The 13,336-nt window shown below is 27.3% G+C and carries 10 protein-coding genes; 2 read left to right on the forward strand and 8 right to left on the reverse strand.

The window, feature by feature from the left end; translation table 11 throughout:
- Positions 1 to 10: 10 nt before the first annotated feature.
- Complete coding sequence (locus tag GYM72_RS03170; RefSeq protein ID WP_105297047.1) at positions 11 to 655, reverse strand: trimeric intracellular cation channel family protein; 645 nt, start codon at positions 653 to 655, stop codon at positions 11 to 13.
- A gap of 183 nt (positions 656 to 838) precedes the next feature.
- Positions 839 to 1,327: a hypothetical protein gene (locus GYM72_RS03175; RefSeq protein ID WP_220264673.1), complete on the reverse strand. Its 489-nt coding sequence runs from the start codon at positions 1,325 to 1,327 to the stop codon at positions 839 to 841.
- 759 nt (positions 1,328 to 2,086) lie between these two features.
- On the opposite strand from GYM72_RS03175, the gene uvrA reads away from it, so the two are divergent.
- Entirely contained in the window at positions 2,087 to 4,909 is a 2,823-nt protein-coding gene (uvrA, locus tag GYM72_RS03180; protein WP_220264674.1) for an excinuclease ABC subunit UvrA, read from the forward strand.
- Between the two features lie 401 nt (positions 4,910 to 5,310).
- Positions 5,311 to 5,772: a ribose 5-phosphate isomerase B gene (gene rpiB, locus GYM72_RS03185; RefSeq protein ID WP_105297045.1), complete on the forward strand. Its 462-nt coding sequence runs from the start codon at positions 5,311 to 5,313 to the stop codon at positions 5,770 to 5,772.
- 143 nt (positions 5,773 to 5,915) lie between these two features.
- On the opposite strand, the gene upp is transcribed toward rpiB, so the two are convergent.
- From upp to GYM72_RS03215, 6 genes are all read right to left on the reverse strand, one after another.
- Positions 5,916 to 6,575 (reverse strand): uracil phosphoribosyltransferase, encoded by a 660-nt coding sequence (gene upp, locus GYM72_RS03190; RefSeq protein WP_220264675.1) that lies wholly within the window; start codon positions 6,573 to 6,575, stop codon positions 5,916 to 5,918.
- A gap of 82 nt (positions 6,576 to 6,657) precedes the next feature.
- Complete coding sequence (locus GYM72_RS03195; protein ID WP_220264676.1) at positions 6,658 to 7,329, reverse strand: DUF4919 domain-containing protein; 672 nt, start codon at positions 7,327 to 7,329, stop codon at positions 6,658 to 6,660.
- Positions 7,330 to 7,665: 336 nt separating this feature from the next.
- A complete protein-coding gene (locus GYM72_RS03200) occupies positions 7,666 to 8,868 on the reverse strand; it encodes an NAD(P)/FAD-dependent oxidoreductase (protein ID WP_220264677.1) in 1,203 nt (400 codons plus the stop codon).
- 85 nt (positions 8,869 to 8,953) lie between these two features.
- A complete protein-coding gene (locus GYM72_RS03205; RefSeq protein WP_220264678.1) occupies positions 8,954 to 11,437 on the reverse strand; it encodes an exopolysaccharide transport family protein in 2,484 nt (827 codons plus the stop codon).
- A gap of 19 nt (positions 11,438 to 11,456) precedes the next feature.
- Entirely contained in the window at positions 11,457 to 12,263 is an 807-nt protein-coding gene (locus GYM72_RS03210) for a polysaccharide biosynthesis/export family protein (protein ID WP_220264679.1), read from the reverse strand.
- Between the two features lie 25 nt (positions 12,264 to 12,288).
- A complete protein-coding gene (locus GYM72_RS03215) occupies positions 12,289 to 13,335 on the reverse strand; it encodes an SDR family NAD(P)-dependent oxidoreductase (protein WP_220264680.1) in 1,047 nt (348 codons plus the stop codon).
- Position 13,336: the final 1 nt, after the last annotated feature.

Consider the following 13,336-nt stretch of genomic DNA (forward strand, 5'->3'; position numbering starts at 1 on the left):
ATACAATGATTTAAAGTTTTTCACTTTTAAGTTTAGGGATTTGCAAATCCCATCTAACTGCTATATATCTTAATAAAACTACAATTCCGATAGTTACAGCACTAATAAAAGGTAAATTAAAGTTGAAGAATTGAAGCGTTACAAAAAAGATACCTCCAACTATACAGGGAGAAGCATAAATTTCACGCTTAAAGATTCGAGGGACTTTATTTAAAAGAATATCACGAATTACTCCACCTAATACAGCTGTAATAGTTCCCATAATCACTATGACCCATGAATCATATCCTAACAACATAGCCTTTTCAGCGCCTACAACAACAAATAATCCAAGACCGATACTATCACTCCAAAAAAAGAAACTATTTAAATGATTAAGATGCTCACGTAGAAATATATAAAATAACAAAGAGAAAAGAGTACACCATACATAAATACTATTAAGCATCCAAAAAGGAGTTATACCTAAAAGAAGGTCTCGAAAAGTTCCTCCTCCAACGGCAGTAACAAAACCTAAAACAAAAGCACCAAACCAATCGCATTTTTTTGTTGCAGCACCTCGAACACCACTAATTGCAAAGGCAAATGTTCCTATAAATTCAATAATATCAACGAAACGGATTTGTCGAACTAATTCAAAAACGTATTCTTTCATGGTTATCAATTCAATTAAAACTTGCAAAATTACAATAATTAAGTTTTACTCGATTGCTTAACCTAAAAAAATAAGTATTGTTTAAATAGTTAATAACATTTAAGCATTTAAATAAACTCTGTCAAAAAATTTTATTATTCTATAAATATATATGAAAGGGTTCATTAATGAACCCTTAACTTATTATTGTTTATCTTGAACTATGATTTCCCAATTGCCATAACCATCTACATCTAAATAATAGTCTCCTGCACGTTTTCTAATAGTTGTTTCACTTTCTTCTTTATCGGATGTGATAAAGATTTCTGGAATTCCTCCTTGTACCATGATATCATTACCTTCTTTTACAACATATACATTAAATATTCCCATATTATTAGTGTCTGAAGAATATTTATAAATTATTTTAGCTCCATTTCCTGATAGGTGAAATGATTCTGACTTTTTCTTACCATTTCCTTTAAAAACTAAGACATCCTTATACACTAAATTTTTGGATTGTTCTATTTTTTGTTCGGTATTATTTAAATAGGCATCAGTTGATTTTTTGATAAAGAAGATTGGCATAATTATAAAGAAAAATATAGCTCCAATAAATGCTATTATCATTATAATTAAAGCAATTAAACAGCCTTTACTTTTTTTCTTCGTAGTTTTTCCGTTTTGATTCATTTTGCAATTTTAAAATAGTTAGTTATAAATATGCAGCTTGATTTTAATTATACTCCTTACATATTCCTTTTATATACTAATTAAATATATTAATTTTATTAAATTTTAGAAGCTGCTGATCGGTATTGTATAAAAGATAGGAGTTTATATTATTCTAATTATTTTATTTCATAGGCATATAATTTTAAATTTCTTTGCAAATATAAATTTAATTTTAATATTTACTATATAAATATATATTTATTAAAAAAAATAAACATAAACTAAAAATTAAAAAAAATGTATCAGTTTATTAGTTGATTTATTTTAATAATTTTAAGCCATTGATATTTCAAATTTGTACAGATTGATCAGTATATAACCTTAAAATATTTATGAAATTTTAAAACAATAAAAAGGATTAAATTTACTATTAAACAAATATCTTTTATAACCTATTTAATAGTATTTTATATTTTTTAATTAAGAAAAAATCTTTTTATAAAAAATAATAAATTTTATTGGAGAATAATTTGATAATAATTTAAAAATAGATGAGTAATAAAAGTTATTCATATAATCATGTATAAAAAGATTTAAATTATATGGATATAATTATAAATATATTTTGAATTTATAATAATTAAAAAAAGATTTGGTATGATTATTTGTGTTATAATAGGTATTAAATACACAAATCACTAAAAAAAGCAAATTTTCATATCTTTGCGCACTACTTTAATTTAAGTCAGTTAATTAATTAACTTGAGATAACCTATAATGAATCAGGATTATATAAATATTTATGGAGCAAGAGAACATAACCTCAAAGATATTTCTCTTAAAATTCCCAGAAATCAATTAGTAGTAATTACCGGTTTAAGCGGAAGTGGAAAATCTTCCTTGGCTTTTGATACAATATATGCAGAAGGTCAAAGACGATATATCGAAACCTTTTCAGCCTATGCACGTCAATTTTTGGGGACTTTAGATCGTCCGGATGTAGATAAAATAGATGGTTTATCTCCTGTTATAGCTATTGAACAAAAAACTACATCGAAAAACCCACGTTCAACCGTAGGGACCGTAACAGAATTGTATGACTTTTTTCGATTGTTATATGCCCGAGCTTCGGATGCATTTTCATACAAGACGGGTGAAAAAATGGTTACTTATTCGGAAGACCAGATTACTGATTTATTTTATAAGGATTTTTCAGAAGAAAAGGTGTTAGTTTTAGCGCCATTAATTAGATCAAGAAAAGGACATTATAGAGAGTTGTTTGCAAATCTGGCTAAAAAGGGTTTTTTACAAGTTAGAGTTGATGGAGAATTATTGGATATTGTTCCGGATATGAAGTTAGACCGTTACAAAATTCACGATATTGAGGTTGTAATAGATAAGCTGATTATAGATACAAAAGAGAATACTCAACGAATCATACAGTCGATACGTTTAGCCATGCAATATGGAGAGGGTACCATAATGCTTTTGAAGCAAGGAGAGGAGCAGGGAAAATATTTTAGTCGTAATTTAATGTGTCCCAGTACCGGGATTTCTTACCAAATGCCGGAGCCAAATACATTTTCTTTTAATTCTCCTAAAGGAGCGTGTGAGCACTGTAACGGATTAGGAAGAGTTAAGGAAATCAATATAAATAAGTTGGTGCCCAATCCCAAATTATCTTTTGACAAAAATGTTTTTCCAATTTTTGAAGAACTTAGTCATACCGGATGGATCTTATCTCAAATAGATGTTATCCTAAAAAAGAATGGTTTTACAATGTCTACTCCGTGGGAAAAACTTTCTGATCAAGCAAAAGATGAAATCCTCTATGGAATAAATGATAAGGTTACCTTAGATTTAGATTATGCTCAAATTAAGAAAACCTATAAAGTAAATTTTGAAGGAATCATTGATTATATAACTCGTTTGTCCACCGGAAAAGATGAAGAAGAATCTCAAAAATTTAAAACTCAGGTATTTGAAGATAGAATTTGTCCGGTTTGTGAGGGTGCTCGTTTAAAAAAAGAAAGTTTATTTTTTAAGATTGATAACAAAAACATTTCGGAAATAGCCCGTTTTTCTTTACAAAAATTAAGTGAATGGATTCACGAATTGCCTTCAAAATTATCTGAAAATAATCAAATAATTGCCAAAGATTTAATTCAAGAAATTTCCAAGAGACTCAGTTTTTTAGTTGACGTTGGTTTAGATTATCTTAGTTTGGATCGGCCGTCGCAGACCTTATCCGGTGGAGAATCTCAAAGAATACGTTTGGCTACACAAATTGGTTCTCAATTGGTCAATGTTTTATACATTTTAGATGAGCCCAGCATTGGTCTACATCAACGCGATAATATTAAATTAATAGACTCTTTAAAAAAACTTAGAGATTTAGGAAACTCTGTTTTAGTAGTGGAACATGATAAAGATATGATCCTAAATGCAGACTATGTAATTGATATGGGACCGTTGGCCGGAAAGGGAGGAGGTGAGGTAGTTTGGGAAGGAAAACCACAAAATATATCAAAAGCAAATACATTAACTGCAAAATATATTAATGGAGAGTTACAAATTCCCATACCTGAGGAACGAAGAAAAGGAAATGGTAATCATTTAAAATTGATAGGATGTACAGGAAATAATTTAAAAAATGTAACCCTGGATATACCTTTAGGGTCATTGGTTTGCATAACCGGAGTTTCCGGTAGTGGAAAATCTTCGTTAATAACCAACACATTATATCCTATATTAAATAAACATTTCTATCGTGCTGAAAAAGAACCTCTTCCTTATAAGAAGATAGAAGGCATAGAATTTTTAGACAAGATTGTAGATGTAGACCAATCGCCAATTGGTCGAACTCCAAGATCCAATCCTGCAACCTATACAGGAGTTTTTACAGATATACGAAACTTGTTTGCTCAATTGCCTGAATCAAAGATAAGAGGATATCAATTGCGTAGGTTTTCTTTTAATGTGAAAGGAGGAAGATGTGAAGTTTGTCAAGGTTCCGGATTGAAATTGATTGAAATGAATTTTTTACCGGATATATATGTTCATTGTGAAGCCTGTCATGGAAAACGATTTAACAGAGAAACTTTAGAGGTAAGATACAAAGGTAAATCTATTTCAGATGTATTGGATATGACCATAGATGAAGCTGTAGATTTTTTCCAGCCAATCCCTAAAATTCATCGCATCATTAAAACCTTACAAGAAGTAGGTTTAGGTTATATTACTTTAGGACAGCAATCAACAACCCTATCGGGAGGGGAAGCTCAACGAGTTAAATTAGCTAAAGAATTAAGTAAAAAACAAACAGGGAATACCATTTATATATTGGATGAGCCAACTACAGGCTTACATTTTGAAGATATCAGAATTTTAATGGAAGTAATTAATCGTTTGGTAAATTTAGGTAATTCAATTATTATTATAGAGCATAACCTCGATGTTATTAAGGCAGCAGATTATATTATTGACATCGGACTGGAAGGGGGAGATAAAGGAGGTAAAATAATTGCACAAGGTACTCCGGAAGAAGTAGTTAAAAATAAAAGCAGTTATACTGCAAAATTTTTAAAAGATGAATTATAATTATTGCTAAATTATTTATAAACAAATTGTGTATTAATTAATCCGGCTACCCCGTTCATAATTTACCTATTTATCTTAATTTCTATCAAGATTTTTAAAATTTGTTTACGTGAAATAAAGAAATATTACTTTTCAATAGTATTAATTTTATTAACATTTATTTTTTTCTTAAGATAATTTTAAGAAATCAATAAAAAATTTTCATCAGATTTTTACTTGAGTTTTTTAATGTATTTAATTGTATTGTAATTTTTTACAAAATATTTTTTTGCTAACTTAAAGTTAAAATTATTTACAATTGTGAATAAAAATTAAAATTTCTGTTGGTAAACTGCTAAATAGTACTTATATTTGTTAAAGAAATCTTAATAAAGATTTAACTAAAACACACAAACAATATTATGAGTAAGAAAAAAATAGCAATAGGCTGCGATGAGGCAGCGTATGCTTTAAAAATTGTCTTAAAAGATCATTTAGAAAAATTAGGATATGAAGTCAAAGACTTTGGTGCTGAAAAAGGAGAGGTGGTTTTATATCCGGATGTTGCAGCAAAAGTAGCAAAGGCTGTAGCAGCAGGAGAATTTGAAAGAGCTGTGTTAACGTGTGGAACGGGTATAGGAATGGCAATAACAGCCAATAAAATACCGGGAGTTAGAGCAGCTGTTTGTCATGATCCTTTTTCTGCTGAAAGAGCAAGAAAAAGTAATAATGCACAAATTATTTGTTTTGGTGAACGAGTAATTGGGCATGAACTTGCGAAAAGTTTGTTGAATACTTGGTTAGAGTCAGAATTTAGCGGTGGCGGTTCTGCTCCAAAAGTTCAACGAATCTGTGATTACGAAGAAGAATATTTCAAAAAATAAATTTTGAAATTTTAAAAAAGATATTTTTATTTATTTTTAAATAGTTATTAATAATTATTCAATCAAAAAAAGAGTAAGTTAAATTAAACGTTACTCTTTTTTTTTATTTTATTATTTTAGCTAAAAAAAACAATCCGCTTTATCTATTTGGATAATTTTTTTCCAAAAGCCAAATCACCGGCATCTCCTAATCCCGGTACGATATATTTGTTTTCATCTAATTCATCATCAACAGACGCAATCCATAGTTCTGAATTTTCAGGTAATTTAGTTTTAATATAATCAATTCCCGGTTTGGAGCCTATGGCTGCAACAATATGTACTTTCTTAGGCTTTCCTTGACTTAATAAAACTTCATAAACATTTGCCAAAGATTCACCAGTAGCCAGCATAGGATCTGAAATTATTAATGTTTTATCTTGCAAAGAAGGGGTTGCCAAATATTCAACCACTATCTCAAATTCTTTATTACTGTTCGGATGATGTCTAAATGCGGATACAAATGTGGTTTCTGCTTGATCAAAAAAATTCATCATTCCTTGATGTAAAGGTAATCCCGCTCTCAAAATAGTACATAGTACAGGTTGCTGGATAATCAATTCTGTAGGCTTACTACCTAAAGGAGTAGTAATGTTAACAGTCTGGTATTCTAACGTCTTACTTAGTTCGTAACCTAAAATTTCACCTATTCTTTCCAAATTTTTTCTAAATCTCATTCTGTCTTTCTGAATAATGACATCTCTTAATTCTCCTACAAAATGATTTAAAATGGATTTAGATTTACTGAAATCGTGGACTATCATAAATATTATTTTTGTAAATATAAGTTATTTGCACTAAAAGTTTATAAACTAAGTGGTGATCTACAAAGAAGATTCAGTTATTCTATTTAACAGAAGGTTCTGTAAAAACCTCTATATAAATTTTATTTCTTTTATCTTTTTGATATTTCTGCTCTTTAGTCCAAATATCTAAGATAGTAGTTGAATTTAGCTTTTCTGAATTTCTACTATACATTTCAAGATTAATTCCCATATAATTCAAAAGTGCAAATTCATCACTTAATGAAATAACTTTAAAAGCGGTTTCCTTATTCTTTCCATCTCCATAATCAGCAATAGCTCTCATTAATATTTCAGCTTGATTTTTTAATAGTTTTAATCTTTCTTCATTTTCATTATTTTCATTATAACATATAATTAGATTTAAAATTACCGTAAGATTAACCGGATCATTTTTTAGTAATTCTTCTCCTAAAATAACTGCTTTAGTATATTTTTTAGCTGCTATTTGTTTCATGAATTTTAAATAATTGTTTTTTCCTTCCAAAGACTTAGTATAATATGAAGAATATAGTTTGCCATAATAAAGATAATACGATTTAACCTTCTCATTATGGAAGGCAGACGTATTATTTAAGAATTCAGATATTAATTGATCATAATAATAGGACGAATTCCTATCCGTTACATTATCTTTTATCGTTTCAAAATTTATTGATTGTGAAAATGACAAATTAAATACCAATAAGATTAAAATAGAATAGAAAGGTTTCATATAATTTGAGTATTAATTAGTATAAAAATGAAATATAAATATAATTAGATTGTTACAAAGTTATTTTATAAGGATATAATTTTTTTATTTAAAATGAACGGATACTTTAAATTCATAGTAGTTAAATTATTTTTTATTAATAAAAGAGCATATAAAATGGTAGCTTGTCGGCACTAACTGTTGTTTGGTATTTAAAAAAATAAATAATTTATATGGTAAGATCTTTCACATGTTTTAAATAGGTTTCTAATGAAATCATGGTTAAAATTTTTAAAATGCTTTTATAATAGTTAATTCAAATTTTATTTTTTCAATTTACTAAATAAAATTTAAATTTCAATTTAATGAATTAAGATGTTGGCTTATGATATATGCTTCACTCCAACATGCTTGAAAATTAAATCCCCCCGTTAATGCATCAATATTTAAAACTTCACCCGCAAAATATAAATTAGGTATTAATTTAGATTGCATGGTGCGAAAATCAATTTCTTTCAAATCAACTCCTCCGGCTGTAACAAATTCATCTTTATGCGTATTTTTTCCATTAATGGATAATAGCGTATTGGTAAGTGATTTTGCTATTTTATTAATATCTTTTTTACTTAAATCCGCTAGATTTTTATCGTTAATTTGCAGATGTTCTAAAAGATTATTCCAAAATCGATGAGTTAAATGGTATAGTTTTAAACTATAAATCGATTTTTTAGGATGGTTTTCTTTTTCTTGAATTAATGCTTCTTTTACCTTATCAAAAGTTTCAGAAATCCAATTTACCCGTACAACAAATTTATAATTAAGATTATATAATTCCCGGGCACTCCATGCAGATAATTTTAATACGGCAGGCCCACTAATACCCCAATGCGTGATAAGTAAAGATCCGAATTCCTTGTATTTTAATAAAGGTATATGTATTTCTGCTTCAGGAAAAGAAATTCCTTGTAAATTGTGAATCAGTGGATCATCACATAAAAAAGTAAATAAGCTAGGGACAGGAGGAATGATGGTATGACCTAATTGATTTAAGATTTTCCACATTTTCACGGAACTTCCTGTTGCAACCACTAGGGCATCAGCATAATAAGTGGAATGAGTAGTAATTATTTCAAATTTATCATTTATTTTTTTGATGTTAATTACAGTTGAATTGTAATTAATTTCAATATTTTTTTTGGTTGCTTGCTCAATAAATGTATCTATAATGGTTTGAGAGGAGTTAGATTCGGGAAATACTCTATTATCATTTTCAATTTTTAAATTAACGCCTTTTTGAGCAAACCATTCAAATGTATCAGATGGTTGAAAATGATTAAATACACTTAAAAGTTCTTTGGATCCTCTAGGATAGAACTTTACCAGTTTTTTAGGTATAAAACAAGCGTTAGTAACATTACATCTTCCTCCGCCCGATATCTTTAATTTCTGAAGGGGACTTTTAGCTTGTTCTAATATAATTGTTTCCCATTTATTGGAATTAATATTGGATACTAAAAAAAATCCGGAAGCTCCGCCTCCTATAATGATAAGCTTTTTCACTTACGATTAATTATGTTATATACGAAAATTTTGAGGTATAAATATTTATAAGAAAGGTTGGAATATGTTCCAACCTTTTTGATTATTATTTTTTAAATAAACGTTTTATTCGAGTAAATAATGAATTGTCATAGTTTTCATCTTCTTCAAAATACCCGTAGCCATAACCATATCCGTACCCGTAGCCATAACCATATCCTCTCGGATTAATATAATCATTGAAAATAATACCGATATGATTTACTTCATCATTATTGTATTTATCATTAATTCCTTTAAGTAGTTGTTTATATGTATAATTACATCTTGCTACATATATTCTTGCATCTGAAAGAGACATAAGATCATATGCATCGATAACTAAACCAACCGGTGGAGAATCTATAATGATATAATCATACATAGTTCTTAATTTTTTAATCAGTTCTTCATTTTCCATACTAATTAATAATTCACCCGGATTTGGAGGTATAGGTCCTGCCGGAATAATATCTAAATTTTCATATTCTGTTTTTTTAAGAATTTCATCTAAAGAATTGGTACCTGAAAGATAAGCTGATAATCCAATTTTATTACTAATATTAAAATCATCGAAAATTCTAGGTTTTCTTAAATCCATACCAACCAATACCGTTTTTTTACCGCTTAAAGCTAAAACAGACGCTAAATTAATTGCTATGAAAGTTTTTCCTTCACTACCTATTGAAGACGTTATTAAAATTACTTTTCCACCTTTAATCTCTTTTTCATTATATAAAAACCTTAAATTGGATCTAATAGCTCGAAAACTTTCAGATATACTTGATTTTGGTCTTGCCAAAACAGCTAAATTATTCTCGGTATTTTTGGGTCCTATAGTACCAATAATTGGAATTTTAGTAACCGATTTCAAATCTGAAATTAATTTTATTTTGTTATCTAATAGTTCAATAATAAAAAGCAAAATAAATGGAATAAATAATGATATTCCTATAAATTTATATTTATTCTGTTGAATGTTGGGAGTAATGGGGGCTTGTCCGGTATTTTTTGCTTTATCTAATACAGTAATATCTGAAATTGTAGTGGCTTTTCTCATTTCTGCCTCAGATAATTTATCCAAGAGTGTATTATAAATTCCGTCATTTAGTAAATAACCTCTTTGAGCATTTATGAACATTCGTTCTTTTTCAGGTAAAGATTCAATATCAAGTTCTAAATTACTAATTTGACTAGTAACATTTTTTAATTTGGTATAAAGATCTTTAGATGAACTTTCAAGTATTTTTATTACATTATTCTTTGCATTATCAATTTTAAAGTTTATTTCATTAATGGGTTCAGAATTTTCTCTATAAATTAATAATAAATCTCTCTTTTCAAGTTCTAAAGTTTGAACTTTATCAATTAGTCCATCTAAATTTGTATCCGATAATCCTAATATTTCACCGTTACTATAGAAATTTTTATTTAATATCGATTTTTTTAATTGATTAAAAGCATCGATTTTCGATTTTAATTCTTCTCTATTAAGGTCTAATGCTTGAATTTTTGATAATAACACATTAGTACTTACATCACTATTAGAAAATATTTTATTATCAACCTGGACTTTTTGAAATATTACTGTCGCACTATCTAATTTCTTTTTAGTAATTATAAGTTGCTTTTTAATAAACTCAATGGTATTTAAATTAACTTTATTTTTATCTTCAAGTCTTCTTTTAATAATTTCTTCAACAGATTTATTTAAAAAATTAATAGTTCCATTAAGACTGAGACCTTTCTTAGTAATAATCATGATGGAAGGAAGATCTTGATCAAAATCTATGGAAACTAATGATTTTATTTTAGATACAGAAGAATTGATGGATGAAAGATAGAAATAATAACTAAGATCTTTGAAATTATCACCGAATCTTCCTCCATACTCCGTATTTTTTACGACTTTGAATTTTAAATTATTAGTTTTAACCCAAGTATTAATAGGAACTATAATTTCTTTAACGTATTTATCTTTACGTAAAAAATAACTTTCATTTGTGTAAAGGAAACAAGTATCATTTAGATTATCTGGAAAAGTTAGTTTGAATTTATTATTTGGAAGTATATCAACTTTAACATCATAATATAATGCTTGCGCATAACTTGTATCTACAGTAATTTTAAAAGGTACATCTACATAATCGATTTCAGTGGTTTTTATATTACCTTTTAAATAATAATTTATGTATAGGTTAAGCGATTTGACTAAATTTTCGTTATGTGTTCTAGAAGTCAATAATTTTTTATAGTAAATACCTTGTGTAGCTCCGGAATTTCCTCCCCATATAAAATTTATGGATTGATTAGGAGCTAAAACGCTCGAAGTACCAGAAGATATACTTACTGTGGTAGAAGATTGGTAAAATCGATCAGAAAATCGATTGACTAGAAAAGCTATGGTCCATCCAATTATAAAAGCGATTAAAAACCAATACCAATTTTTTATAAGCCTTCGAATAAATCTTTCAAAACTAAAAAAATTTTTTTCTAAAAAATCAGAACTTTTATTTTTTTGATTATTATTTTGATGTTCAGAGGTATTCATAAATTTCAATTAGTATTTATTATAAAGTTTTAAAAAATAAATATGTTGTAATTGCCTGAATACCTACAGATAGAAATTGGGTCACATCTCCAATAGTAGTACCACCACCTAATCCAGATATTTTTTCTTTTAATGGATCAATAATAATTTGATCTCCAGATTGCAAATAAAAATAGGGCGAATTGAGAATATCATCATGAGTTATATCAAGAACTATATTCTTTTTTCCCTCAGGATATTCTCTAATAATTCTTATATGTCTTCTATCAGCATATCTAGTTAAGTCGCCGGATTTAGCTATAGCTTGTAGTAGATCCACTCGGTTTGATAATTCTATTTTTTCACCTGGAGTATTTATTTCCCCTACCATATAATATTTAATGGCTCCGATATTCATTCGAACTTCAGCTTTTCCATCATTATATAATACTTCATTTAGTTTAGACTGAACTAAATCTGTTATTTCATTTAAAGTTAACCCATATACATAGAATTCACCTAATCCATAAATGGTTATATATCCATTGGCATCAACAATTAATCCACTAGTTCTTAATCTTCCATCTCCATTGTTAGCACCTCCTTTAAATGCCGTTGTATTTTCTTCACTTAAAAATCGGGAAGCGTTTTTATCCGAAGTAATAAGGGTCATTGCTAAAATATCATCTTTTTTTACCCTGTAGTTTTCATAGATTACCGGAACTAATCCATATTCATTATAATGTAGGTTTTCGCTCGGTTGAAGATATTTTAAATCTTTAACACCGATACAAGAACATAAAAATAAAGCAAAAGAAATAATAAAAATAATTTGATTTAATTTCATATAATAACTTAAGTTACAAAAATAATTATTTTTTTAATATTTGTATAAGATTTGATATTTCTGTTTTAATATTTCTCATATTATAATTATTTAAATCTATTTTTTTATAATTAGAAATATTTTTTTCAATTTTTTCATACGATAAATACAATTCTTCTTCAAATTTTTCAAATTTAGGTATGATATTTAGATAAGATATATCTGGTGTATAATTAAGCTGTAATTTTTGTAATAAATTGTATAAAAGTATAGTGATATTATAGGGTTCTCCCATATCTAAGACATACATACCAGAAATATTTTTAGAATCAGCAATTTCAATTAATCCTTTTGATGCTTGATATTTTGAAATAAAATATCGTTTCATGTTTTTATTAGTTATGGTGATAGGTAAATTGTTTTCAATTTGATATTTAAATATAGTAAAAACAGAGCCACTACTGTTAAAAACATTTCCAAAACGAATAATTTTAATTTTAACACGATTATTTATTTCATTTTGAAAAATATTTTTTAATAAATATAATTCTGCTAATCTTTTAGATATTCCCATATTATTAACGGGATTGACAGCTTTATCAGTTGAAATGAAAATAAATTGCTCAGAATTAGAATTTTTTAAAACAATTTCTAATAAATTTAATGTTGCGTTTAAATTTACAGATAATGATTCTTCACAATTATTCTCTAAGATGTCTATATGTTTATATGCCGCTGTGTGATAAATAATTTGAATTGGGAATAATGAGAATATTTTTTTTAAGAGTGTTTTATTTCGAATATCTCCTAAAATTAGATACAAATTATTATTTTCTATCGCTTTTCTAAATTTTAATTTAAGTTTAAAAATAGCATATTCTGAATGATCTAATACTATAATTTTTTTTATATTTTGTTCAAGTAATCGCTCAATCAATATACTTCCTATGGATCCTCCTCCTCCTGTTATAAATAATATTTTATCATTTAAAAATGATGATTCTTTAAAAGAATAGTCAATTTTTTTATCAAATAAACTTTCAAATGAAATATCTTGATTTTGAATTTTGATTATATCTTCTATTTTTGACATC

This window comes from Apibacter sp. ESL0404 (assembly GCF_019469245.1).
GTDB lineage: Bacteria > Bacteroidota > Bacteroidia > Flavobacteriales > Weeksellaceae > Apibacter.